Source organism: Butyrivibrio sp. NC3005 (genome assembly GCF_000424545.1).
Taxonomy (GTDB): domain Bacteria; phylum Bacillota; class Clostridia; order Lachnospirales; family Lachnospiraceae; genus Butyrivibrio.
Map to the genome: position 1 here is coordinate 1 of NZ_AUKC01000005.1, position 25969 is coordinate 25969.

Here is a 25969-nt window from a genome sequence, read left to right on the forward strand (position 1 = left end):
ATCTTCCATCCGAAGACTTCCGTTCTACAAACTCCGTTCGACTTGCATGTGTTAGGCACGCCGCCAGCGTTCATCCTGAGCCAGGATCGAACTCTCAGTTTTATATACCAATTATTCTCTGGTTCAGAATTACACTGACTTCTCAGAATAATTCTGCTCCGCAATTGATTTAAAATCAATTGGTGATTGGTGACTATACCAATCATAATTTACCTTGTTAGGTTTTGTTCTCTGAATTTCTTTTGTTTCAATTTAATTGAAACGCTGGAATTTTCAGGGTTGCATTACTATTTAATTGTCAAAGTTCTTAGTGCTGTTCCGTTCAACAGCGAAAATAATTTTAATACTTTTTCTGTCGCTTGTCAACTCTTTTTAAAAAATTTTTTTGAGACAACTTTTGATACCAACTGCATGAGAGCTAATTTGTTATCGGCGGTGCTCGCTGCGACGTGTTATAGATTACCTCTTTTTTTCCTCTTCGTCAACACTTTTTTTGATATTTTTTCAAAAATCGTTAATGCGATAACATTGTAACTTTTTTATAACATAATATCATCGGACAAAACACGGTCATAATCACGCTTTTATATAAGTAATGTCAATATAATATGCCTGCATTCTTACAATCCTGTACTTCTACATGTACATCAAATATACTAATACTGTCTCCAAACTCTACTCGCTACATTTTTAATACGTATTCGTGTATTAAATACTATAACCTTTTTCACAAAAACATGTGACAAATGTCATATCGGATAAATGACTCCATTCACTAACACCTTTTGGAAAATTTTTCTATGATATATTCAAGCTGATTCGTTAGCTACTACAAATCACAACCATTTAACGCAGGAGGAGTTGTATATGAATTCAAATATTGTATCTATCGACAATCTCGTAAAAAGATATGGTGAGAAGGTTGCAGTTGATCACTTTTCACTTGAAATAAATGAAGGCGAAATTTTAGGTCTTCTTGGTCCTAATGGTTCTGGTAAAACCACTACTATTAACTGCCTTTTATCTCTTCTTCAATACGATAAGGGTGATATTAAGATTTTTGGAAAGCCCATGAAATCTGATGCATATGATATTAAACGACAAATTGGCGTTGTAATGCAAAATGTGGCTGTACTTGAAACTTTGAACGTATATGAAAATGTTGACTTTTTCTGCGGCCTTTATATCAAGGATAAATCGCTTCGCAAACAATATGTCGAAGAAGCTTTGGATTTTACCGGACTTACCGATTACAAAAAGTACAAGCCCAAAAAACTTTCTGGAGGGCTACTTAGGCGTTTGAACATTGCTTGCGGAATTGCACATAAACCAAAACTTATAATTTTCGATGAGCCAACTGTTGCAGTAGATCCGCAAAGCAGAAATGCAATTCTTGAAGGTATTAAAAAGATGAACAAAGAAGGCGCAACTGTCATTTATACATCTCATTATATGGAGGAAGTCGAGGAGCTTTGTTCTAGAATTGTCATTATGGATTACGGAAAAAATATTGCAAATGGAACTTCAGCCGAGTTAAAAGCTTCGCTTACCAACCGTGAATCAATCAGGATTGGTCTTCCTGAAAAATCACCTAAAATACTGTCTGATTTAAAGGAAATAAACCATGTTTATAAAATCGTTGAAGACGGGGATGATATTGTTATCAAATGTAATGGCGGCGAACACAACCTCGTACATATACTAAGTTACCTGACAGATAACAATATTCCTTTTGGTCATGTATCTACTCAATTGCCTACATTAAATGATGTTTTCCTTGAAATTACCGGAAAGGAGCTTAGAGACTGATGTTTTTGAGAATATATTTTTATAAATTAAAAGAATTATCCCAAAAGCCATGGCTTGTCGGATGGAATATGGTGTTTCCTTTGGTTCTTGCCACTGCCTTTTTTCTTGGTTTCGGAAACATGATAAAAAACGATCCAAATGAATTCTCTACTATCAATGTTGGTTATGTAAATGCTGACAGTAACTCATATTTTAAGACTGTTCTTGATGAGTTATCCAAAGATACTAAGGATAGAAAAAAAATTCTAACTGTTACTGAGTTTTGTTCCAAAGATAAAGCTTTAGAATCTATGAATGACGGCCTAATAGATGGTTTTTACATTGACAATAATGATGACATTGAAACAATTGTTCCTTCAAATGGCATTACATCTACGACATTAAACCAGATAGTCCGAGAATATGACAACACTCAGATAGTTATAAAAAATATCGCTAAAGATAATCCCCAAAAACTGGATTATGCAATAGCAAAATTAACCGAATCAGTTTCTTTCTTAAAAGAACATGAATTTGGAAATAACGTATCTCCTTATTTAAACTACTTTTTTTCATTATTATCCATGTCATGTCTATTTGCATCATGGATAAGTACAGCAATGCTTAACGGTTTTTGCGCCAACCTGACAAATGTAGGTATGCGTTTTGAATGCTCGCCAAGTCGTAAAATGCCTGCAATCACAGCTGGAATTCTTGCCGGACTTACACTTCAGTCCTTTAGTAACACTATTGCTATTCTATACATGGAACATGTATTAGGTATAAACTTTGGAATTTCATTGTGGAACAGTCTTCTTATCACTACTTTGGGAAGTGGTGTAGGAATCTGCACGGGTGTTCTAATCGGAGCTGTAATAAAAAACCAAACCTTACGTGTTACTATTCCGCTTGCATTTTCAATGACCTGCTCTTTTTTCAGCGGACTTATGGTAGGACAAATCAAGCAGATTATACAATACCATTGCCCAATTATTAATAAAATCAATCCTGCTGCCCTTATAACTGACAGTTTATATATTTGTTCTGCATACGGAAAAACAAAAGAATACTATACCAATCTTTTGATTATGGTTTTGATAATTGTTCTTTCACTATTTATCAGCAGTTTTTGTCTTAGGAGGAGAAGTTATGACAGTATTTAAAGCAATTTTAAAATCTGTTAGAGAATACAAGATTACAATCATAATTTATTTATTTGTCTTTATTCTTTTTGGTAATATGTCAGCACACGCAAATGCAACAAATACAAGCAGCATTTTCAAGGAAACTGTACTTAATGTTGCTATCAAAGACGATGATAACTCAGTTATTAGTAAAGGTCTAATTGACTATCTGTCATCAACTCAGGAAGTCGAAATGATAAAGACCTCTAACTATAAAGAAATCAATGATAATATTCGTTTTGGAATATACAACTATGCACTTATTATTCCTAAAGATTTTTCAAGCAAAATAAAGAGTGGCAACAACGAAAACACAGTAGAATATATTTCTCCTGGAAATAACGCTTCTGAATATCTTTTATCTGAGAAATTACGTACATATTTGCAGGATGTTGTGATATATTTAGATAGTGGTTATTCGGAGGAGGAGGCAATAAAGCTCACAAAAGAAAGTATGGAAGCTATTACTAAGGACTCTCCGTCAATAATACATACCAACAAGGAAAATGACATTTCTTACTTTGGCGCAATGTTCAGATTCAACGGATATACTCTTTTGATGATTTTATGCGTTTCGATTGGTTCTATACTTACCTTTATGAAAGACAAAGATGTAAAAAACCGTATTTCTGTCAGCGGAATGCATTTTGCAAAGAGAAATGTAGCTATTATCGGAGGCGTTTCTCTTATCGGATTTGCAATAACAACACTTGTAATTTTATCTGTTGTTCTTTTCAATTTATCTGCACTTAAAGATGGAAAAATATTATTCTATGCTATTAACACTTATGTTCTTATGTTAACAGGATTGGGAATGGCATATATGATAAGCTCTATTTCTTTGAATGACAATATCATTAATATGGTTTCAAATATGACAGTTTTGTCGATGAGCTTTTTGTGTGGTGTATTTGTCGATGTAGAATTTTTATCTGCCTCTATAATTAAATTAGCACATTTTTTGCCTTTGTACTGGTATACAACCGCTACTCGCTTAGTTGATACAACTCCTGTAGGCGACATTATTTGTCCAAAATATGTATTATATTTAGTGATTCAATTTACGTTTGCACTGATTTTTGTCGCAGCAGGTCTTATTATTTCAAGGAAAAAAGAAAAATATGCTGTATGATATCGTTATTAGATTATTTGAATTTCTAGGATTTTTGATTCTTATTAACGCAAACGGCGTTACAACTGTTACAGTTGTAATGTCTCTTTGTATGTTTTTTATTCTTGAAGTCAGCATTCTTTTTAAGAACAAAAAGCTAAGCCTAATTCTAACTCTAATTCCTTTTCTGATAACTTTTACATTTATTATCTACAGCAAAAATAACGTTCTTTTACGCAGCTTTTCTTGCATATATGTTTTATGCTTTACTCTTATTTCGCTTTATCTATACGAAAAAGTGTGTTTATTCAAGAAAAGATTCCACAAAACCTATGACGAAAGCAAAGAACAGGAATCTATTCTAAAGGAAAAGAACAAAAAATTGTTATCAAGCCAAGATGAACAAGTACACTTGGCTACATTAGCCGAAAGAAACCGGATTGCAAGAGAAATTCATGATAATGTCGGTCATCTATTATCAAGATCTATCCTTTTGCTGGGTGCGATTACTACAGTTAACAGTGACGAAAAAATCAATCCACAATTAAAAATGCTTTCAGACACTTTAGATGAGTCTATGAAAAAAATGCGTGAATCTGTCCACGATCTATATGATGATTCTATTGATTTGGAAAAAAATATAAACGAAATTATAAACGAATTAAATGGATTTACAATATTAAGCGAAATTGACTGCGACGAATCTATTCCCAAAAATGTCAAACTTGCTCTTATAGGAATTTTAAAAGAGGCTGTCAATAATATTTTAAAACACAGCAATGGTGACTGTGTTAAAATAATCCTTCATCAAAACTACAGTTTTTGCAGTTTATCTGTATATGATAATGGAACTTTAACAAGTGAAGAAAAAGATAAAATATCTCTTGAAAACTGCAATGGTATTGGTTTAAATAATATAAGACAGAGGGCAAGGCAACTAGGAGGAGATGCTTATTTTTATAGCAATAACGGCTTCACTGTATTTGCAAGACTTCCCTTTCAACTATAATTTCTGGGAGTATAAAAGGATTGATAATGGACAAGAAAAGAATACTAATAATCGATGATGATGAACTTATTACCATGTCACTGGAAATGATTATTTCTGCTGATCCTGATTTTACGATTGTTGGAAAAGGATGCAGTGGAGTTGAAGCTATATCCTTATTTGAAGAACTAAAACCTGATTTGCTATTAATGGATATACGAATGGAGAATATGAACGGCTTAGATGCTGCTGATAAGATTCTATCTACCCATAAAGATGCCGCTATACTATTCCTTACAACTTTTTCTGACGAGGAATACATTGTTAAGGCATTAAAACTAGGTGTAAGAGGATATCTTTTAAAGCAAGACTATAAAGCTCTACCTGCTGCTATTCACGCCGCAATAGACGGACAGAGCGTTTTTGGAGGTGCTATTGTCAATAAACTTCCAACTCTTATGTCTGCAAAATCTTCCAACTCTTTTGACTACAAAAAATATGAAATCACTGAAAAAGAATTCGAAGTAATGCAACTTGTCTCTGACGGATTCTCCAACAAAGAAATCTCGCAAAAACTCTTTCTTTCTGAAGGTACTGTCAGAAACTATCTTTCTTCAATGCTTGAAAAGCTTAATCTAAGAGATAGAACACAGCTTGCAATTTTCTATCTCAAAACGCAGAACAACCTTAACTGATTTTCTAATTCTTTTGATTGAGTAGATGATATTTCTTTTTGTTTTCATAAAGCATATTATCAGCTTTTTTGATAAAATCACTTTTATCCATCCATGATTCATAAAAGCAATATCCAAACGAAAGAGATATCTTGTACTCGATTTTTTCATTTTTGGTATATGCTTCAAGGTAATTATTTATTTGAGTAATAAGATTATTAACTGGTTCTTCATCCTCTGCAACCATTATTATGCCAAATTCATCACCGCCAAAGCGAAAAATAAAGCATCTGTATTCTCTGTACATTCCGGCTATTTTTCGCATAGCATCTGCTATTTCTATAAGAGCCTTGTCACCAATGTCATGACCAAAGCCATCATTTATCGCTTTAAAATCATTGGCATCTATCATAATAAGCCATAATTTTTTTCCTGAAATATTTTTAATATTTTCAATCTGCCTTCCCATAACAAAATACATTTCTCTTTTATTAGAAAGTTTTGTCAATGAATCAAGCGAAACCTGTGATTCAACTTCATGAAAATAATACATATATACGCCCAATGCAAGAACTATAGAATATACCGGAATAGGATCAAGCTGAGTATTTATTAGAGCAGATATACTTATAGCAGCAGACAAAAACATAATGTATATAACATGATACTCATTTTTTTCTCTAGTACTCATATTATTTTTAATGTATGAGTAAAAACGCATTATTACATTCCCTATCATTATTCCGTATGGAAACAAACTTCCTAAAAGAAACAGTTCTCCTCTTTCATAATGATATGCATGGATGGTTGAATCATACACTATATTATACAAAAATCTATATTTTAAATTGAGAACTTCCAGAAACAGTGTAAATCCAAATGGTATAAATAATAATAATTTCTTTTTCTTTGAATAAATCTGCCCACAAGAATAGTCATAATAAAGCGTCAGATTATAATAAATCATTATATCAAAAATAAAATAAACAAAATTTACTATAAGCGCAGCTCTTTCTGAACAAATAATAATTCCAGCATCTATCCACTTCCATATAGTATTAAGCACTATCATTCCGCTTCCAAGTATCGAAACATATTTCCCATATGTCCTTCCTCTTGTATAAACAGAAGAATAACGTTCTCTTAAGGCAACAAAAGCGAATAAAGCGATACACAAAATGCTTATTACTGTATATAATTTAATAAAATTAAGTCTATAATTATCAACTCCAAAATTCATACAAACATCCTCACTGGGTGCTTTAATAATCTTCCCGAAAATCTATAGGTTATTGTTTTCATCAGGAAAATCAATAACCGTACCAGACCAAAATTTGTCGTTAAGACAAATTTTGTCCTGCAAAGCAGGATTCTTGCTGATGATTATCCTAAATCTCAGCAAGAAGTCATAGATTTTTGTCACTACGTTCCAAAAACTACGCAAACTGGCCATTTAAAAAGGCTTCGCCTTGGACCAGTTTGCCACTTGATTTTTGTTCTCACGAAACTCGCAGTAAATGCGAGTTTCTGAATGTAAGTGACAAGAAGTCATTCTTTTTTAAATATCGACATTTTATTCAAAAAAATTACTGCTTACACAATATATGTAAGCAGTAGTCTTTATCTTTTAACTTTATTCATTTTGCGGAATCAACATTTCAACAGTTTCGTAAACTTCAATCCTTTTTCTATCTGTATCTGGCATTCCTATAAAGATACATCCATATTTATAACCTTCTTCAAGTTTCTCTGATCTGACAATCTGTAAAAAAACAACCAGTGTTTCTTTAGTCCATATAGTCAGAGATGCTTCATAAATATCTCCAATCATCAATTGTTTGTCACATAAAAAGCCTATTCCAAAACGTGAACAGTCCGTTACTGTGATTTGAGCTTCTTCTTCGCCTCCAGTATCATCACCAAGCGCTTTTATGATAATTGAACCGGTAAGATCGAGGCGTCTAACTCTTCTTCTCTCTTCCATACACGATTTCCCTTCTTAGAAAAATCCATATCCAAAACAGCACTATCAAAAACGAAATTACATTTAAATTATATCGCTTATAAGTTTTGTTGTCTATAAAAAATCTTTAGTATATCACAACCGGAGTCCCTATCTTTACAATTCCATACAAAGTTTTAGCATTTTGAGTCGACATATTAATGCAACCATGAGAACCGCTTGTCTTATAAATTTTGTTTCCAAAATCCTGTCTCCATGAAGCATCATGCATTCCTACCCCTTTATATACAGCCATCCAGTATTTAACGTAGGATATATATCCTGGTCCTCTTAAATATCTGTTTCGACTCTTTGAGTACACATAATAAACTCCTGTTGGAGTGTTTCTTTTTAGTTTTTCATTTCCTGTCACTATTTCGCAATCCATTACAAGTTGCGCATTAGCATAATAGTACAAATGTTGTCCTTTTATATCAATCTCAACATAAGTCTGTCCAATATCATCATTACAATCAGCAAAAGTGTGAATAACAGATTTTGGCTCATGAACACCCTTTTTTTCTTTTAGTATGCTATCTATTATAAATTTAAATTCAACATCCGTATCAATTATGTTTCCATAGCTTCCAATATCTGTCTGAATAATTTTTCCAAATGCAGTTCTAAAATTTCTGTTTTTGTCAATTGTTGTATAGTGTCCACACAAGCCATCTATCTGCTCGTACAATAAAGATTCACTTATTATGATGTTAGAATTGTCATCTACTGCAAAACCATTTTCTATATGTATTTTTTTAGGAAAATTTACTTCTTTTTTATTGACTATAAAAAGGCCCTCACCTTTCCTTGACTTACGCTTTTCTTTTGAAACAATATCAACCACATCCTGAGTTACTATAGCTCCTGCAAGAATTGAATCCAATTCCTGCTCATTTCCCCCAAATTTGTAGATTATACCTGTACTTTGAGCTTTTTCTATCTTCTTGTAGGTATTCATAACAGTTTTCATTTTAGCAGAAACAGGTAAATTTTTATAACATCCGTTGTTTTTAGTTAATTCTACTCTTTTTTTCCCTGTTATTATTGCTTTTTTTATAACATTAAATATCTGTTCTTTGTCCGGAACATCTTTGGTAGTATCTAATAGCTTATAACCTTCATCTACCAGATAAACTATTTTTATTCCTTTTTGGGATTTTTTTTGAAAAATATCCCATGAACTCACCTCTTTAAGCAACAACTCATCATTCATGGATACGTCTGGAACTATAATACTATCTTTGGGTTTATTGGTAAAATTTCCCAAAAAAGAAAATGAATTTTGATTTCTTAATAATTTTTGAAGACTTTTGGAATAGTCGAGATTAATGTTAAATTTGTGCAGATTCAGTTCATATATCTGCTTATCCTTACTTATAACCTGCAAGCTATTAACTTTAGCTGTTTCAGATAAAAGCTTCGAGGCTTCATCAAGAGTAAGTCCTGTGATGTATTGCCCATTGGCAAATGTTCCAAATAAAAAACGGTCGCGATAATGATAGGCAAGTGTAAAATATACACTCGCCATCACAATCGTGATTGAAATTATGGTTCGTAAAAAATACTTACCAAATGTTTTCATCAATCTTTAAGATCCTTTGCATCAAATGCTTCACTTATCGGTTTACCAGCTGGAACCATTGGAAATACTTTCTCATCTTTATCAACAACTACATCGATAACAACAGGTCCATTTGACTCTAAAGCTTCTTTTAATGCCGCATCAGCTTCTTCTTTAGTTGTAACCTTTATGGCTTTACATCCAAGTCCCTCTGCAACTTTGCAGTAATCTACTTTATCTTCAAGGACTGTCTGGCTATACCTTTTACCATAAAAGAGATTCTGCCACTGTCTGACCATTCCTAAAACATGGTTATCTATAATAACTTCTATGATTGGAATGTTATACCTACTTGCAGTAGCAAGTTCATTCATATTCATTCTAAAACATCCATCACCAGCAATATTAATACATACCTTATCCGGTCTGCCTGCTTTAGCTCCTATAACTGCTCCAAGTCCATATCCCATTGTTCCTAGACCGCCGCTTGTGATAAAACTTCTAGGATTCTTATATTTATAGTACTGCGCTGCCCACATCTGATGTTGACCTACATCTGTTGTTATGATAGCTTCGCCATTTGTAAGTTCATCAATTTTCTCCATGATATAAGGGCAAGTAAGAGCATCTTTGTTATATTCAAGCGGGAACTTTTCTTCCAATCCTTTTATCTTTCTTATCCACTCATCATGGTTAAGATCTGTTAATTCTTCATTCAGATCAGACAATATGTCTTTCAAATCGCCCACTATTGAAGCGTCAGTTAAAACATTCTTGTTTATTTCTGCAGCATCAATGTCAAACTGTACTATCTTGGCATTCTTTGCGAAAGTTTTGGCATTTCCTATTACTCTATCAGAAAAACGTGCTCCACAGGTTATAAGCAAGTCACACTCACTAACGCCAAAATTTGAAGTTTTAGTGCCATGCATTCCAATCATTCCAGTATACAGCTCATCATGACCATTAAATGCTCCTTTTCCCATAAGTGTATCACACACAGGAGCCTGAATCTTATGTGCAAACTCTTTTAGTTCTTTTGATGCGCCGGAAATAATAGCACCTCCGCCAACATAAATAAACGGACGTTTGGAGCTTGTTATAAGTTTTGCAACGTTTTTGATTTCTTCCCTAGTATACTTTTTCACAGTCTTTTTTTCTGCAATTTGCTCTGGAATATACTCACATTTAGCTGCTGTAACGTCTTTGGTTATATCAACAGTAACTGGACCTGGTCTTCCTGTTCTTGCTATTTCAAAAGCCCTTCTAATAGTATCTGCCAGCTTATTAATATCCTTAACAATAAAGCCATGCTTTGTAATCGGCATTGTTATTCCGTTCATATCAACTTCCTGAAAGGAATCTTTACCAAGAGCTGGAAGCACAACGTTACATGTAATTGCGACCATAGGGACACTATCCATATATGCTGTAGCTATTCCTGTTACAAGATTAGTAGATCCAGGTCCTGATGTTGCCATACAAACGCCAACTTTTCCTGTAGCTCTAGCATATCCATCTGCTGCATGTGCTGCCCCCTGCTCATGGCTTGTCAATATATGAAAAAACTCATCCTGATGTTTATAGAGTTCATCATAAATGTTGAGAATCGTTCCTCCTGGATATCCGAATACTGTATCAACCCCCTGCTCCTTCAAGCACTTCAACACGATCTCTGCACCGTTTAAAACCATTGATTATACTCCTTACCTTATATCATTTATTCTCAAGTATCGCACCTTTGTTACCACTTGTAACAAGTTTTTCGTATCTTGAAAGATATCCTCCTGTTACTTTTGGCTTTCTAGGCTTCCATAATGCTCTTCTTCTATCCATTTCTTCATCAGAAATCTTCACATTAAGAGTGTTGTTATTAATATCAATAGAAATAATATCGCCTTCCTCTACAAGTGCAATTGGACCTCCAACTGCTGCCTCTGGCGAAACATGTCCAATAGATGCTCCTCTGCTGGCTCCTGAGAATCTTCCGTCTGTAATAAGAGCCACTGTTGAACCAAGTCCCATTCCAGCAATTGCAGATGTAGGATTAAGCATTTCTCTCATTCCTGGGCCACCTTTTGGTCCTTCATATCTAATGATAACAACATCACCATCAACAATCTTTCCACCAAGAATTGCTTCGATTGCATCTTCTTCACAATCAAATACTCTTGCAGGTCCTTCATGTACAAGCATTTCAGGAGCCACTGCAGCTCTTTTTACTACACCTGTATCAGGTGCAAGGTTTCCTTTAAGTACTGCAATTCCACCATTCTGAAGGTATGGATTCTCTATAGGTCTGATAACTTCAGGATCAAAGTTAACAACATTTTCAAGGTTCTCTCCAACAGTTTTACCTGTACAAGTAATAAGATCTGTGTGAAGAAGATTTTTTTTAGTAAGTTCTTTCATAACTGCATACACGCCGCCTGCTCTGTCAAGCTGTTCCATATAGGTAGGACCTGCCGGAGCAAGGTGACATAAGTTTGGAGTTCTGGCTGAAATCTCATTTACATATTCCATATCTATTTCAACGCCTGCTTCATGTGCAATTGCAGGAATATGAAGCATGGTATTGGTAGAGCATCCAAGTGCCATGTCCACAGCCAAAGCATTCTCAAATGCCTTATCTGTCATAATATCTCTTGGTCTTATATTATTCTTAAGAAGCTCCATTATTTGATATCCTGCCTTCTTGGCCAGACGGATACGCGCGCTGTAAACAGCTGGAATTGTACCATTTCCTCTAAGCCCCATTCCGATTGCTTCTGTAAGGCAGTTCATAGAGTTCGCTGTGTACATACCGCTGCAACTACCACATGTAGGACAGACTTTTTCTTCATACTCTGCAAGCTGTTCTTTTGTAAGTGTACCCGCTGTTACCTGACCTACAGCCTCGAACATAGATGAAAGTGAACGTCTTCTGCCATCAACTACACCAGCGAGCATTGGACCACCTGAAACAAAGATAGTAGGAATGTTGACTCTTGCTGCTGCCATCAAAAGTCCCGGAACATTCTTGTCACAGTTAGGAATCATTACAAGAGCATCAAAACCATGTGCCATTGCAAGGCACTCTGTGGAATCTGCAATCAAATCTCTTGTAACAAGAGAATATTTCATTCCAATATGTCCCATTGCTATTCCATCACAGACAGCAATAGCCGGAACGATTACTGGCATGCCTCCTGCCTCTGCAACTCCCATTTTTACAGCCTGTGCAATACGATCAAGTTCCATATGTCCCGGGATTATCTCACTTTGTGAGCTCACTATTCCAATCAGCGGCTTTTTCTTTTCTTCTTCTGTAAATCCTAATGCATTAAAAAGACTTCTGTGGGGTGCCTGCTGCAATCCCCTCAAAACACGATCACTATTCATAGAAACCTCCTACCAAAACTATTTTGTCAATAGAATATAACTATTGTTTTCATACGTTACATGCAGGCCACTTATTAGTGCCTTACTCTCATCCATACCTTGTTTTAACAATACAAAATCACAATCCTGTATTGTATCGCTGCAAGGTATTTTGCCATACATAAAATCAATCATATATCTTTGTGTATCATCTAAAACATATACTTTATTGAACTTATTAGAACGCACCATCACAAAAGCCTGATACAATTCATCTGTGTCATTTTCATAAGGAATATAAAAAATCTGTCCAAATACAAGTCTAAAGAAAAAATAAATAGCAGCTAATATAGGAATCCAAAATGATGCTTTTAAGTATTTTTCGGGTATAATATAATCTTTTTCCGAATCTGCTTTTTTATTTTTCTTTGCAAAAAAACTTTTAATTATCTTTGCTTTTAGAGCCTGACATATAACAACAATATTTTTGATTACAACAACTATAGACATAGCCATACACACCCCCATATACATAAAGGTGCTATTCTCCGGAATATTGTTGGTAAAAATAAGTTCAAAAGGCATCCATAGCTGAACAAATATCAGAATAAGTCGTATGATTGTCCTACTTTCTTCAAAATGTCTGACACATTCAAGAAAAAGAAAAATCAGCGCTATTGCCCCAAATCCTATCAGAATCCATCCAAGTCCCTTTGCAAAATCATTAGATAGTCCGTATACAAAATTCACCCACCTCTTTGAATAGGTATCACCTTCAATTTTCTGTGCTCCAAAAGGCTGAAGAAATAAATCTGTTCCAACAGTTAGGATACGTCCAGGTTTTTTGGGAAAGGTTACAATAGTCTTGATAAATCCAGCATCTTTTCCTAAAATACTCTGCGTCCCTATAGAAACAATCAATATAAGATACAAAAATCCGTCTATTGCAAATGCAATCATTGCACATAAAAGGATACTAAACAGCTGAGAATAATAGTTGTTATTGTACCATTTTCCGCTAACCTTTCTGGTCCTAAAACCATTAAGAAAAAGATAGAACACTACGGCTGCTGTTGTAGGTATAACCCAGCATACATTCCAGGGAAGTACATATAATGCGCATGCAATAATACTCGTGAAGATAATGTATTGTTTCCTGTCAAAACTATAGGTTACGTTCAATCTTGTAAGCATATAAAAACACAACAGGAAATAAAAAGTTGAGAAACAGTATCCTCTTCCAAGCACACTGCAATTATTAACTTGATAAAAACCCAAATAAAAGATTACCGCAACTATGGGAAGCCATGTATCTGACAACCTTCTCATTATTCTGTATAAAAGAATGAGATTGCTGATTGCTGCTATACAGCTAAAGCCTCTTAGGCTTATCATAGAATTTCCTGTTAAATTTAAAAAACTACTGATAAAATTGTACCCTACATGATTGCCCTCACTACTCCAATGTGTCATTACACGAAATGGACTCCTGCTAATAAAATAATAGTAATCGTGAAGTTCTCTATATGAGGGACTTAAATAAAACATTCTCCAAATATAATACAAGGAAAATGCAATAAGTATCAGTGTAAATACCATATTCTGTGGATCTGATATTATTTCTATGAAACTTCTTTTTTCTTCTGTAGTCGCCGTATTAGATGATACTGCATTCTTTGCTGAAACTGGATTCTCTTTTGTATTCATATAACTATCTATGATTATAAAAGAATCCAATTTATTTATCGAATTCTTTCTACAATCAAATCTCCCATTTTTTTACAACCACATATTTTATCCTGCGAAGTATCAGAATTTTTTAAATCCTGACTGCGATACCCTTCTTTAAGAACATTCTTAATTGCATCTTCAATAGCATTTGCTTCTTTTTCCAAATTAAAAGTATATCGAAGCATCATAGCTGCTGAAAGAATTGTTGCAATTGGATTTGCAATATCTTTTCCTGCAATATCCGGTGCACTTCCATGACTAGGTTCATAAAGTCCAAAACTTGTTTCATTAAGAGATGCACTTGAAAGCATTCCTATTGAACCTGTAATCATAGATGCCTCATCTGAAAGTATATCTCCAAACATATTCTCTGTAAGAATAACATCAAACTGAGAAGGTGATTTAACAAGCTGCATTGCACAATTATCTACAAGCATATGTTCAAGTTCGACTTCAGGATACCCCTTTGCTACTTCATTTACAACTTTTCTCCAAAGTCTTGATGAATCTAATACATTTGCCTTATCTACACTTGTAACTTTTTTATTGCGTTTCATAGCAACTTCAAAAGCTCTTACTGCTATTCTTCTTATTTCGTGCTCACTGTAAACAAGAGTGTCTGTAGCAACTTGCTCGCCATTTATTTCTTCGGTTTTTCTTTTACCAAAATAAAGACCACCTGTTAATTCCCTCATTATCAAAAGGTCAAAGCCTTTTTCTCCTGTTGATTCTTTAAGCGGACAAGCTTCTCGAAGTTCTGGATACAAATATGCCGGTCTTAAATTGGCAAAAAGTCCAAGCGCTTTTCTTATTTTCAGAAGGCCTGCCTCAGGACGCTTTTCAGGAGGCAATTTGTACCAGGGAGAAGTAACTGTATTTCCACCAATTGATCCCATTAATACAGCATCTGCGCTCTTTGCTTTTTCAATTGCTTCATCTGTAAGCGGCTCACCATACTTATCTATTGAACATCCACCCATCAAAATATCTGTATATTCAATTTCATGATTGTACACACTTCCAATTTTATCTAGAACACGTTTAGCCTGATCTACAATTTCAGGCCCTATGCCATCTCCCGGTATGCATGTTATCTTTAACTTCATAACTTTTTGCTCCTTCCCATTTTGCGTATTTTTAGCCATAGCTTATTAAACTTTAGCAACAATCTTTATTACAGTTTAAATTAATCATTATTACGTTTTAACGCGTCACTGCAAGAAAGTCATTTTCAATACTATCTTAATTTTATTCAAAATACAAGGTGCAAAATTAACATTATTCTGTTTATTCTATCAACAATTAATTTATTACTAAATAAAAATACAGGAAGCCTATGATTTTACATAAACTTCCTGTTTAAAAATCTCATTAAAAATTATTTCTTCTCTTTTTTGGCAGACTCTGCCTTTACAGCATCTTCTGGTTTCTCAACTGCAACAATTGCCTCTTTATACATAGGAATACGGCAGTTTTTATTGCTTCCAAATTCAACGATAACCTTATCATCATAAATTGCAACCAAAGTTCCGATAAATCCACCTGTTGTACGAACACTGTCTCCAACTGCAAGTGTATTCATCATAGCAGACTTCTCTTTTTCCTGCTTACGTTGCGGACGAATTGTAATGAAATACATGATAGCGATCATCACTGCTAAAACTATGAAATAGTAGCTTGTCCCAAGAGCTGCTGGTGCTGCTGCACTATCTAATGCGCTTAAGAATAATCCGGACATTTTTCTTCCTCCAAAATCATTTTTGATAAAAAATCACTTTATTCATAATACACAAAAAAAGACTATGATACAAGTTTTTTGCGTATTTATTTTATCCTTTTCGCCAGTTTTTAGCTATATCGCTTCCAGGCGCAGAAAGAATCTCATTATCATATTCAAGCATTCCATCAAGCTTCTTCTTCTTGTATGAAGCAAATTCTCCATTATCAAGCGCTTCTCTTATTTCCTTCATCATTGTATTATAGAAATAAAGATTATGGAGTACGCATAAGCGCATTCCGAGCATCTCTCCTGACTTAAGAAGGTGTCTGATATAACCTCTTGAATATCTGCGACATGCAGGACACTGACAGCCTTCTTCGATTGGTCTTGAATCAAGCTCAAAACGGGCATTCAAAAGATTCATTTTTCCCTTATTAGTATAAACATGCCCATGTCTTCCATTTCTGCTAGGATATACGCAATCAAAGAAATCAATTCCTCTCTCTACACCTTCAAGTATATTCTGAGGTGTACCAACTCCCATCAAATATGTTGGTTTATCCTGCGGAAGATAAGGAACTACCTGTTCTAAAACATGATACATTTCTTCATGACTCTCTCCAACCGCAAGTCCTCCAACCGCATATCCATCAAGATTAAGTTCTCTTATTCTCTTGGCATGTTCAATTCGTATATCATCAAAAATAGCTCCCTGATTGATACCAAACAGCATCTGATTTGGATTAACTGTATATGGAAGCTGGTTAAGCCTATCCATTTCCCTTTTACATCTTTCAAGCCATCTTGTTGTACGATCAACAGAATGTTGAACATATTCTTTATCAGCTCGTGCTGAAGGACACTCATCAAATGCCATAGCTATAGTTGATCCAAGATGAGACTGAATTCTCATACTCTCTTCTGGTCCCATAAAAAGTTTATGACCATCAATATGTGAATGGAAATAAACACCTTCTTCACGAATTCTACGATTCTGTGAAAGAGAAAATACCTGAAATCCGCCAGAATCTGTGAGAATAGGCTTGTTGCAGGACATGAACTTATGAAGTCCACCCATTCTGTAAACTGTCTCATCTCCTGGACGAAGATGAAGATGATATGTATTGCAAAGTACAACCTGATTGTTAATGCCTTCAAGATCTTCTGTAGATACTCCGCCTTTAATAGCTGCAACTGTAGCAACATTCATAAAAACGGGTGTCTGTATTGTTCCATGAACTGTGACAAGCTCTCCGCGTTTGGCACGTCCTTCTGTTTTTAAAAGATGATACATAATTCCTAACCTCTATGAAAAATTAATCGAGTAGGATTATTTCCCCTACTCGATTCTAAACAAAATTTCCATATGATGTGTTAAAACAAATATTTGTTTAACTAATATCATAAAAGCATATACATTATACACGTATTTCTTTTTTAAATCAAATACCACATAAAAAACAAATTTAGAATATATACTTATCCCAAAACTCTTCAAGGCAGATGTTTTGTGCATGCATAATCTTTGCTGCGGCTGTTCCAACATATCTCATGTGCCAAGGCTCGAATTCTATTCCTGTAACAGATTCCTTTCCTTTAAGATAACGAACTACAAAACCATATTTGTAACTGTTATTCTCAAGCCATTTACCCGCAGGAGTATCTCCAAAGCCTTCATCAAGCATGCAATAATTATCAGAAATAATGTCCATTGCAAGTCCTAGTTCATGTTCGGAAGATCCAGGAATTGTAACTGCCTGAGCAGCAAGAGTATAGGCATCCATATAATCGCAACCATTATTCAAATAATAATCAACTTTTCTATTGAATAGCATTTCTTGTCTATCATGGCTTCTATATGGCGAACAGATAACTAGATTTATACCTTCTTTCCTTGCATCCGAAAACATTTTTTTCATTGGTTCAATAATTCTTGCATCGCAAACTTTACCACCATTTGTAACTTCTGCTGTTGGAAATTGATATCCTTCCGGAATTGGATGTTGTTTGTTTACCAGAATTAAATTCCAGTCACTAGAAGAAAATTTCTCATCTTCATCACTGTTGGCTTTTTCATCTACCTTTTGATCATCTGATATTATTATCTGATCAAAAGAAATCTGATCATCTTTGCCTACTTTTCCGAGAAGTTCTCCATTTCCATCTACTAGAAGTTCTTCAGCATAATTGTCACTGTCTATATTTTTTTTATTATTGTTTCTATTGGAATTATCTGACTTTGAAATTGATTTTTGATTTTCTGCCAACTCTTTTTTTAAGCCTACTGGATTTTGCTCGCCTGTATCTGATTCATACGTAGGATACGAAAAACTGCTTGATGCAAAAAAGAAAAGGCACGTTATGCATATAGCTACAATTCTTTTTCTATTATCTATAACTTTCCCTCCAATTGCAGTTATAAAGAAAACAAGAATTATAGCTATTTGTCCAAGAAATTTAAATTTCTTATGCTCCCGGACAAAATTTTTAATAATCCGAACCTGCTTTTCCCTATAAGTAGGTTCAAACTGATCAACCCTTTTATTCATTTCCCGCTCCCCTTATTTTCGAATTATCTATTCAAATTAACGGAAATACATAATATTATTATAATACTTTTTCGAATATTTTGAAGATTTTTTTGATTATTTTATTTTTAAATTTATTTTCATTAAAGAAATGTTATAATGGTTACTGTTTATTACATTTTTGTATTGAAAATATTTTAGGAGGCATTTTATGGCTGGATCAAGTTTTGGGAATCAATTACGCATTACAACCTGGGGAGAATCACATGGAGTTGCTCTTGGTGTGACTATTGATGGCTTCCCTGCAGGCATGGAGCTGTCAACAGATGATATACAAAAATATCTAGACAGGAGAAAACCAGGTACTTCTTTGCTCACAACTCCTCGAAAAGAAGATGACAAAGTTGAAATTCTTTCTGGCGTTTTTGACGCTAAAACCACTGGAACTCCTATTACACTATTGATTCGCAATACATCTCAACATTCAGCTGATTATAGTGAAATTGCCTCATATTACAGACCAGGCCATGCCGATTATACTTTTGATCAAAAATATGGTTTTAGGGACTACAGAGGAGGTGGACGTTCTTCGGGCAGAGAAACTGCTGGAAGGGTTGCCGCTGGAGCTGTCTGTGCAAAGCTTTTAAAACAGATGGGAATAGAAATCTGCGCCTATGCAAAATCAATAGGACCTATTGAATGTGATATGTCAAATTTTGATAAATCTGAGATTCTGAAAAATCCTGCCTGCATGCCTGATAAAGATGCCTCCACTAAAACTATTTCCTACCTTGAAGAATGTAAAAAAAAGCTTGATTCTGCTGGTGGTGTAATTGAATGTATTATAAATGGCGTGCCTGCGGGAATCGGTGATCCTGTATTTAATAAGCTTGATGCAAATTTTGCAAAGGCTTTAATGTCCATTGGCGCTGTAAAAGCCGTTGAAATAGGAGATGGAATTAAAGTATCAACATTAAATGGTTCAACTGATAATGATGGTTTTACATTCAAAAATGGCAATATTGAAAAAACAAGTAATCATGCTGGTGGGATTCTCGGAGGAATAAGCGATGGTTCACAGATTATAATGCGATGTCATGTCAAACCCACTCCTTCTATTTCCCAGCCACAGGCAACTATTAACAAAAACAATGAGCAAATAGAAGTTGTAATTGGTGGAAGACATGATCCAGTGATTGTTCCACGCGCTGTCGTAGTTGTCGAATGTATGACAGCTATAACTTTACTTGATTCAATGATTTCAAATATGAGTGCCAAAGCTGACAACCTCATTTCCTTTTATAAAAAATAATATATAAAAGCATATAAAAAAGATGTCCTTTACAAATAAATAGAGGACATCTTTTATATATCTATGACTTCTTGCTGAAATTTAGGATAATCATCAGCAAGAATCCTGCTTCGCAGGACAAAATTTGTCTTAACGACAAATTTTGGTCTGGTACGGTTCTTGATTTTCCTGATGAAAACAATAACCTATATTAAAGCGAAAAATCACTTATCTAAGCTTTTCATCCGAGCTTATGAAATACAATGCAATTAGGCTGATCCACTTTAATCTCCGGTCCATTCATAACTAGTGTTCCCTTCTTCATATCAACTGTAAAAAAAGTCATACTATTAGACTCATGATTAAGTGAAACAAGATGATGGTTATCTGGGAAAAGCGCTGCATCTTTAGGATATGTTCCAGCAATAGGAAGTCCTAGGATTTTATCAAGCTTTCCACTTTCTTTATCAACCTTATAAATATCTACATCATTTTCACCAAGACTTGATGAAAGCAAATAATCATAATCTTCTGAAAAATTAAGTGCACTAGTAGCCACACCTGTTGAATCTTCACTTTCCATTGTTGAGCTTGACTGAATAAGTTCAAAGCTTGGAATATCATCCTCATCAACAAAATACTGATATACATCTACAGAATTCTTCTGTTCTGTTACAACATATAAAAATCTCCCATCTTCGGAGAACTTTAAATGGCGAGGTGCAGATTCCTGATCACAATGAATTACATCCGCATTTTCAAGTTTACCTGTTTCATGATCAAGGCGATAAACATTGATTCTGTCCATACCAAGGTCTGCTGCGCACAAAAACTTGTTATCTCTTGTCATCTTAACACACTGAACATGAGGTCTATGATTACGTCCGGCCGCAAAGCCAAGACCTCTTAAGAATATTTCATCTGTGATTTCACCTATACTTCCATCTTCTTTAAGACGAAGAACTGTTATTTTTCCATCGTGGTATCCAGCTGAAAAAAGAAATTTATCATCATAATCAGTTGAAAGATAGCATCCACGCATTCCGTTTATAGATTCTTCATTCAAAAACTGAAGTGTTCCGTCTTCTTTTATTCTGTATGACTCAACTCCAAAGTCTGTAATTGAATATAAAGTTTTCTCATCATGAGATTTTGCAATGTAGGAAGAGTTAGTAATTTTTACTTTTTCTTTCTCAACCATTCTTCCATTTTGAACATCCACATCATAAACTCTAATACCGAATTTATCGCCTGTTCCATTTGTATAACTTGAAACATATGCTACATAATTTGCTGTCTTTTTTTCCATAGTAACTTGCCTCCAGATTAAAAAACGGATTTTTCCTTTATCATTGCACTTCATCTGCAATTTTTGAATAAAATAAACGATATACGCGATTAAGGCGCATACAATCAAAACTCGAAATTACATTTGCACTTCCATATCTAAATGCTGCTATTTGAGCAATGCAGCCTTTCTCCATAACTAGTGCCGCTGCAAATGCGTTTTCTTTAGTATCCCCAAGACAGTATACACCATCATCAAGCACAAAAACAGCATTTACATGCTTTTTTATTATAATTCTTTTACCATCTCTTCCACTATTATTTAGTGGTATTCTTACACCGACCCCGATGAGCTGTGCAAAATCTTCCAATAATGGTCGCATATACGTTGCTCTTCTTGAAACTATTCTACACGCTTCAGATTTATTATGACAAATCGCCTTCACATCAGGTCTTTTACTATATATCTCTTCATGAATTTTCTTTACACGAAGCGGAGTATCTTCTTGTTCATATACAATATTACCATCAACAAGTTCTGAATTATAGCCTTTATAAAAACCTATGTCAAAATCAATTCTGCAATACTTTCGCAAAAAATCCTGACAGGCCATTTCTAAATTTATAGTTGTTTTAAGAGCAGCCTTGGCATCTTCTCCTAGACATATAACACCATGCCCAGACAAAATAAAGCCATTCTTTTTTATAAAGTGATTCAATGTCTCTGTTAAATTATCGGCTAATTTCTGCGTTCCACAAAGTGCATATTTTACACATGGAATCTTAAATTCTTTCTCTTTGAGCCGACCTTTTACAATTTTTAATCCTAGAGTTCCAGAAATAGATGCCGCCATCTGATGTGTATGAACAATAAAATTGCAGCCCCTTCTATTTTTATAGCAGGCTGCATGTACTCTAAGTTCACTTGATGGTTTATACTCACCTTCATAACTCAAATCATTGATGTTAACCTTAACTATCATTTCCTTTGTCAAATCTTCATATCTTATTCCACTAGGTGTAATCAGCATATGATTTTCATCAATTCTACAAGAAACGTTTCCCCAAGTTCTTACTAGTAATTCATTTTCATGAAGCCATTTCCCCACTTCAATAAGTTCTTCTCTTTTGTCCATTAATATTTTGTGCCTCCCACGCTATAAAAACGGCTTTGTGTTATTATCTTATTAACAGGAATATCATATTCCATCATTGGAAAACCATCATCAAAAATCTGTTCATCGAAAGCTATTGCAAGAAGATCAAGTTCTTTCTTTGCTGATAAATATCTATCATAGTACCCGCCTCTATAACCAATTCTATTACCATTAATGTCAAATGCCACTCCAGGCAAAACAACAAGTGTTTTTCCCGGAGTTTTTTCTGAATACATTTCATTGGTCAATGGCTCTGGAATACCACGAAAACCTTCACCTATATCATCTTTCTTCCTAACTGTAAAAAACTCCATGATATGTCTACTGCTATCAGTTATTTTCGGACAAAAAACATTAATCTTATCTTCAATAAGACGAAATATAAGATTTCTTGTTTCAACCTCGCTTCTGTATGAATAATAAATCAAGACATTATCATATTTTTTTTCTTCTATGTAATCATATAATTTCTTGCTTATTGCTATGCTCGCATTTTTTCTATAATTCACACTTAAATCATCTCTTTTGCGACAAGCTAAATCTCTATAATCCTGCTTGGTCATTATTTAATCCTTCCAAAGACAGATGTAATTGCAGATGCACTCTTTATTCCATCCATTGCTGCAGACATGATACCTCCAGCATATCCAGCACCTTCTCCGCTTGGATATAATCCTTTTATTTCAATAGCTTCAAGATTCTCATCTCTAGTAATACGTACAGGCGAAGAAGTTCTAGCTTCTATACCTTCCATCAATGCTTCGTCGCTATCAAAGCCTTTTATCATCTTTCCAAAATGCTCCATTCCTTCATCGATAGCTTCTTTAATATCTAATGGAAGGAGTTTGTGAACAGGAGCAAAAACATACTCGCCTCTTGTACATGGCTTATTCCATGTACTTCTATCTTCAGAATCATCAAAATAATTAGCTTTAAAATCTTTATAATACTCTACCGGAATTTTGCCATTGCCCAGTTCATATGCTTTTTCTTCTAGTCTTCGCTGAAATTCAACTCCAGAAAGTGGACCATTTCCTCCGAAATCGCTAGGATCTACAGTAACAATAATAGCACTATTTGCATTTCTACTATCTCTTGCATAGTAACTCATACCATTTACGCAAAGTCTCTTCTCTTCTGAAGATGCATTTACCACATATCCTCCTGGACACATACAAAAAGAATATACACCTCTTTGCTTTTTAGTATTATGAACAACCTTGTAAGGCGATGGAGGTAGTGTTTCGCAACTTTCTACTCCATATTGTGACTTATTAATCATTTTCTGAGGATGTTCAACTCTTAAACCAATTGCAAAAGGTTTAGGCTCCATATAAACTTTTTCACTTACTAGCATTTCAAAAGTATCTCTTGCACTATGACCTATCGCCAGAATAACATGATTAGTATCAATTCTTCTTTTTCCTTTTGAACTTTCGATTTCAATCCCAGATACACATTTGGTTCCATCCTTTTCAGCTAAAAAAAGCTTTGTTAATTTGTGTTCAAATAAAACTTCTCCGCCGTTTGAAATTATTTGATTACGAATATTCTCAACAACACCTATAAGTTTATCTGTACCTATATGCGGCTTTGCTTCATATAATATTTCTTTTGGTGCGCCTGCTTCTACAAAAAGTTCAAGTGTAAATCTTCCTCTGCCATCCTTATCTTTGACCATTGTATTGAGTTTTCCATCAGAAAAAGCACCTGCACCGCCTTCACCAAACTGAACATTTGAAGAGATATCCAGTTTTCCTGTTTTCCAAAAATTTTCAACATCTTCCCGTCTTTTATCTACACTCTTTCCTCGTTCAATAAGAATTGGCTTATATCCGTTTTTAGAAAGCATAAGTGCAGCAAATAATCCACACGGCCCTGCACCTACCACAACCGGTCTATTATACATATTGTTTTCATTAGAAACAGGGAAAATATATTTTTTTTCAATTTCAATCTGAGCATTTTTGTTTCTTGCCTTTTTGAGTATTTTCTCTTCAGTACTCTTAAGTTTTTCATTAGGTGCTTTAATAAAAACATCAATCATATAAATATCAAAAATATCCGGTTTTTTTCTGGCATCAATTGAATGACGCATTATTTTAATATCTTCTATGGCAGTTTCGCTTATTTTCAATGCTTTTGCTGCATGAACAAACATAGCCTTTTTTAAAACTTCTGGATTTTGAACTCCATTTTCAAAACTTTTAGTATCTGTTCCATTTTTTATTTTTATATTATTTATTCTAATCATAAGCTTTAACCTTTTTTACAACTACACCATCATAATCTCAATTTTTCTTAGTAAGACCAAGAGTTGGCATCTTGTATTTGGAAAGTTTGTCAATTGCCTTATCTATCTGCTCGTCATTTAATCCGCATGCAGAAAGAGCAGCTACTACAGCGCTGCTCCATGCCCACTGCAGATTATAACCTCCACACTTACCATCAACATCTACTATTTCACCAACAACAAAAAGGCCTTTGTTATCAATACTTTCAAGATTATCATTCAATAATTCAGGTATAATCCCTCCTGTGGTTACCTGAGCAGAATAAAAATCAGATGTAGATTTAACTTTTAATTGCAAATTTCTATATATAGACAATAATCCAAAGATTTTATCCTCAGTCAATTTACTACAATCAAGAGATAACGGGTATCCTGCTCTCTGCGCAATAAGTTTTGTTAGAGCCTGATTACCGATGCCGTTTAAAAGTTCTTCAACTGTCCTGCCATCTTTGGAAATATTAATCAGATTTTTAGTCATAGCGTTCCATTGTTCGCTGGACAATTCAGGAAAAAAGTCTACAAAAAGAATGCAGTTTTTTGAATTCTTTACATATCTTGAAAGCTGCATCACAGGTATTCCTGAAATCTTACCAGATGTAAGCTGTAGTTCTCCTATCTCAGATATATCGCCAATAGATACTTTTGCAAGCAAGCGTATACCACCATCTATCACCAATTCTTTATCATCTAAAATCAAAGCCGAAAGTGCAGGATATCTTTCTGTAGAATCAAGTCCAAGAGATTTTAATATATAATATCCATCACCTGTAGACATAGTAGTTTTAGGTCCAGCCATCCCACCTACTGCCACGATAACACTATCTGCCTCAAAGATATCTTTAGAAGTCTTTATTAAATACGAATCATTCTCATTTTTATCAATTCTTTTCAATTGCTGATTATAGTAGACTTTAACATTAAGACGATTAATTTCATTTATCATAGCCGAAACGACAAGCTGTGCCTGACATGAAGAAGGATAAATATAACCATCTTCGCTTAAAAGGCTTATTCCAAGCGAATTAAAAAAATTTTTAGTATCTTCTACTCCAAACCTTTCGAGCAAAGTTCCAACTTTCTCCCTGGAATTCTCGTTAAAAGCCTCTTTTGACATTGCCTCATTTGTCAGATTACATCTACCATTCCCTGTCATAGAAAGCTTTTTTCCAGCTTTATCATTTTTCTCGATTATAAAAACATTTGCGCCATTTCGTGCTGCCATTATGGCAGCACACATTCCTGAAGCTCCTGCTCCTATAACACAAACTTTTCTATTAATACGTACATCTTTCAT

General features: G+C 34.4%; 21 protein-coding genes. 6 read left to right on the top strand and 15 right to left on the bottom strand.

Going from position 1 to position 25969, the window contains the following annotated elements:
• Positions 1-867 precede the first annotated feature (867 nt).
• The 5 genes from G634_RS0101725 (at position 868) to G634_RS0101745 (ending at position 5766) form a co-directional block, all read left to right on the top strand.
• The gene (locus G634_RS0101725) at positions 868-1809 is read left to right on the top strand and encodes an ABC transporter ATP-binding protein (RefSeq protein ID WP_026503842.1); all 942 of its coding nucleotides are present in this window, start codon (positions 868-870) and stop codon (positions 1807-1809) included.
• Entirely contained in the window at positions 1809-2951 is a 1143-nt protein-coding gene (locus tag G634_RS0101730) for an ABC transporter permease (RefSeq protein ID WP_026503843.1), read from the top strand. Before G634_RS0101725 ends, G634_RS0101730 begins: the two co-directional genes overlap by 1 nt.
• Positions 2938-4104 carry an ABC transporter permease gene (locus G634_RS0101735; RefSeq protein WP_026503844.1) on the top strand — a complete coding sequence of 389 codons (1167 nt, stop codon included), beginning with the start codon at positions 2938-2940 and terminating at the stop codon, positions 4102-4104. Before G634_RS0101730 ends, G634_RS0101735 begins: the two co-directional genes overlap by 14 nt.
• A gap of 391 nt (positions 4105-4495) precedes the next feature.
• Positions 4496-5092 carry a sensor histidine kinase gene (locus tag G634_RS21315; protein ID WP_196805271.1) on the top strand — a complete coding sequence of 199 codons (597 nt, stop codon included), beginning with the start codon at positions 4496-4498 and terminating at the stop codon, positions 5090-5092.
• A gap of 26 nt (positions 5093-5118) precedes the next feature.
• Complete coding sequence (locus tag G634_RS0101745) at positions 5119-5766, top strand: response regulator (protein WP_035798559.1); 648 nt, start codon at positions 5119-5121, stop codon at positions 5764-5766.
• A gap of 4 nt (positions 5767-5770) precedes the next feature.
• Here G634_RS0101745 and G634_RS0101750 read toward each other — a convergent pair whose 3' ends face one another.
• From G634_RS0101750 to G634_RS20040, 10 genes are all read right to left on the bottom strand, one after another.
• Positions 5771-6985: a GGDEF domain-containing protein gene (locus G634_RS0101750; protein WP_026503846.1), complete on the bottom strand. Its 1215-nt coding sequence runs from the start codon at positions 6983-6985 to the stop codon at positions 5771-5773.
• Between the two features lie 393 nt (positions 6986-7378).
• A complete protein-coding gene (locus G634_RS0101755; RefSeq protein ID WP_026503847.1) occupies positions 7379-7729 on the bottom strand; it encodes a PilZ domain-containing protein in 351 nt (116 codons plus the stop codon).
• Positions 7730-7835: 106 nt separating this feature from the next.
• Positions 7836-9329 carry a L,D-transpeptidase gene (locus G634_RS20035; protein WP_051233623.1) on the bottom strand — a complete coding sequence of 498 codons (1494 nt, stop codon included), beginning with the start codon at positions 9327-9329 and terminating at the stop codon, positions 7836-7838.
• Positions 9329-11002, bottom strand: a complete 1674-nt coding sequence (gene ilvB, locus G634_RS0101765) for a biosynthetic-type acetolactate synthase large subunit (protein WP_026503848.1) — start codon at positions 11000-11002, stop codon at positions 9329-9331. Before ilvB ends, G634_RS20035 begins: the two co-directional genes overlap by 1 nt.
• A gap of 22 nt (positions 11003-11024) precedes the next feature.
• Positions 11025-12689: a dihydroxy-acid dehydratase gene (ilvD, locus tag G634_RS0101770; protein ID WP_026503849.1), complete on the bottom strand. Its 1665-nt coding sequence runs from the start codon at positions 12687-12689 to the stop codon at positions 11025-11027.
• A gap of 18 nt (positions 12690-12707) precedes the next feature.
• Positions 12708-14375 (bottom strand): glycosyltransferase family 39 protein, encoded by a 1668-nt coding sequence (locus G634_RS0101775; protein ID WP_155830488.1) that lies wholly within the window; start codon positions 14373-14375, stop codon positions 12708-12710.
• A gap of 35 nt (positions 14376-14410) precedes the next feature.
• Complete coding sequence (gene leuB, locus G634_RS0101780) at positions 14411-15505, bottom strand: 3-isopropylmalate dehydrogenase (RefSeq protein ID WP_026503851.1); 1095 nt, start codon at positions 15503-15505, stop codon at positions 14411-14413.
• Between the two features lie 272 nt (positions 15506-15777).
• Entirely contained in the window at positions 15778-16137 is a 360-nt protein-coding gene (gene yajC, locus G634_RS0101785) for a preprotein translocase subunit YajC (protein ID WP_026503852.1), read from the bottom strand.
• A 91-nt stretch (positions 16138-16228) separates the two neighbouring features.
• Positions 16229-17413 carry a tRNA guanosine(34) transglycosylase Tgt gene (tgt, locus tag G634_RS0101790; RefSeq protein WP_026503853.1) on the bottom strand — a complete coding sequence of 395 codons (1185 nt, stop codon included), beginning with the start codon at positions 17411-17413 and terminating at the stop codon, positions 16229-16231.
• 172 nt (positions 17414-17585) lie between these two features.
• Positions 17586-18668 (bottom strand): M15 family metallopeptidase, encoded by a 1083-nt coding sequence (locus G634_RS20040; protein ID WP_051233624.1) that lies wholly within the window; start codon positions 18666-18668, stop codon positions 17586-17588.
• Between the two features lie 190 nt (positions 18669-18858).
• Here G634_RS20040 and aroC point away from each other — a divergent pair, with 190 nt between their 5' ends.
• Complete coding sequence (aroC, locus tag G634_RS0101800) at positions 18859-19959, top strand: chorismate synthase (protein WP_026503854.1); 1101 nt, start codon at positions 18859-18861, stop codon at positions 19957-19959.
• 220 nt (positions 19960-20179) lie between these two features.
• On the opposite strand, the gene G634_RS0101805 is transcribed toward aroC, so the two are convergent.
• From G634_RS0101805 to G634_RS0101825, 5 genes are read right to left on the bottom strand one after another with little or no spacing between them, the layout of a single operon-like run.
• Positions 20180-21247, bottom strand: coding sequence for a lactonase family protein (locus G634_RS0101805; RefSeq protein WP_026503855.1), 1068 nt, complete (start codon positions 21245-21247; stop codon positions 20180-20182).
• Positions 21248-21287: 40 nt separating this feature from the next.
• The gene (locus G634_RS20045) at positions 21288-22361 is read right to left on the bottom strand and encodes a class II aldolase/adducin family protein (protein ID WP_026503856.1); all 1074 of its coding nucleotides are present in this window, start codon (positions 22359-22361) and stop codon (positions 21288-21290) included.
• Positions 22361-22945, bottom strand: a complete 585-nt coding sequence (locus tag G634_RS20050; RefSeq protein WP_026503857.1) for a 5-formyltetrahydrofolate cyclo-ligase — start codon at positions 22943-22945, stop codon at positions 22361-22363. The genes G634_RS20045 and G634_RS20050 overlap by 1 nt, the downstream gene beginning before the upstream one ends.
• A complete protein-coding gene (locus G634_RS0101820) occupies positions 22945-24636 on the bottom strand; it encodes an NAD(P)/FAD-dependent oxidoreductase (protein ID WP_026503858.1) in 1692 nt (563 codons plus the stop codon). Before G634_RS0101820 ends, G634_RS20050 begins: the two co-directional genes overlap by 1 nt.
• A gap of 37 nt (positions 24637-24673) precedes the next feature.
• Entirely contained in the window at positions 24674-25969 is a 1296-nt protein-coding gene (locus G634_RS0101825) for an aminoacetone oxidase family FAD-binding enzyme (protein WP_026503859.1), read from the bottom strand.

Excerpts from the sequence above, each read along its gene's own strand:
- tgt (WP_026503853.1), bottom strand. The coding sequence starts at position 17,413 with ATGTATCATCTTTTAAAAACAGAAGGACGTGCCAAACGCGGAGAGCTT.
- G634_RS0101725 (WP_026503842.1), top strand. The coding sequence starts at position 868 with ATGAATTCAAATATTGTATCTATCGACAATCTCGTAAAAAGATATGGT.
- G634_RS0101805 (WP_026503855.1), bottom strand. The coding sequence starts at position 21,247 with ATGGAAAAAAAGACAGCAAATTATGTAGCATATGTTTCAAGTTATACA.
- G634_RS0101735 (WP_026503844.1), top strand. The coding sequence starts at position 2,938 with ATGACAGTATTTAAAGCAATTTTAAAATCTGTTAGAGAATACAAGATT.
- ilvD (WP_026503849.1), bottom strand. The coding sequence starts at position 12,689 with ATGAATAGTGATCGTGTTTTGAGGGGATTGCAGCAGGCACCCCACAGA.
- yajC (WP_026503852.1), bottom strand. The coding sequence starts at position 16,137 with ATGTCCGGATTATTCTTAAGCGCATTAGATAGTGCAGCAGCACCAGCA.
- G634_RS0101820 (WP_026503858.1), bottom strand. The coding sequence starts at position 24,636 with ATGATTAGAATAAATAATATAAAAATAAAAAATGGAACAGATACTAAA.
- leuB (WP_026503851.1), bottom strand. The coding sequence starts at position 15,505 with ATGAAGTTAAAGATAACATGCATACCGGGAGATGGCATAGGGCCTGAA.
- G634_RS20045 (WP_026503856.1), bottom strand. The coding sequence starts at position 22,361 with ATGGACAAAAGAGAAGAACTTATTGAAGTGGGGAAATGGCTTCATGAA.
- G634_RS20035 (WP_051233623.1), bottom strand. The coding sequence starts at position 9,329 with ATGAAAACATTTGGTAAGTATTTTTTACGAACCATAATTTCAATCACG.
- G634_RS0101750 (WP_026503846.1), bottom strand. The coding sequence starts at position 6,985 with ATGAATTTTGGAGTTGATAATTATAGACTTAATTTTATTAAATTATAT.
- G634_RS0101825 (WP_026503859.1), bottom strand. The coding sequence starts at position 25,969 with ATGAAAGATGTACGTATTAATAGAAAAGTTTGTGTTATAGGAGCAGGA.
- aroC (WP_026503854.1), top strand. The coding sequence starts at position 18,859 with ATGGCTGGATCAAGTTTTGGGAATCAATTACGCATTACAACCTGGGGA.
- G634_RS0101730 (WP_026503843.1), top strand. The coding sequence starts at position 1,809 with ATGTTTTTGAGAATATATTTTTATAAATTAAAAGAATTATCCCAAAAG.
- G634_RS20040 (WP_051233624.1), bottom strand. The coding sequence starts at position 18,668 with ATGAATAAAAGGGTTGATCAGTTTGAACCTACTTATAGGGAAAAGCAG.
- ilvB (WP_026503848.1), bottom strand. The coding sequence starts at position 11,002 with ATGGTTTTAAACGGTGCAGAGATCGTGTTGAAGTGCTTGAAGGAGCAG.
- G634_RS20050 (WP_026503857.1), bottom strand. The coding sequence starts at position 22,945 with ATGACCAAGCAGGATTATAGAGATTTAGCTTGTCGCAAAAGAGATGAT.
- G634_RS0101755 (WP_026503847.1), bottom strand. The coding sequence starts at position 7,729 with ATGGAAGAGAGAAGAAGAGTTAGACGCCTCGATCTTACCGGTTCAATT.
- G634_RS0101745 (WP_035798559.1), top strand. The coding sequence starts at position 5,119 with ATGGACAAGAAAAGAATACTAATAATCGATGATGATGAACTTATTACC.
- G634_RS0101775 (WP_155830488.1), bottom strand. The coding sequence starts at position 14,375 with ATGAATACAAAAGAGAATCCAGTTTCAGCAAAGAATGCAGTATCATCT.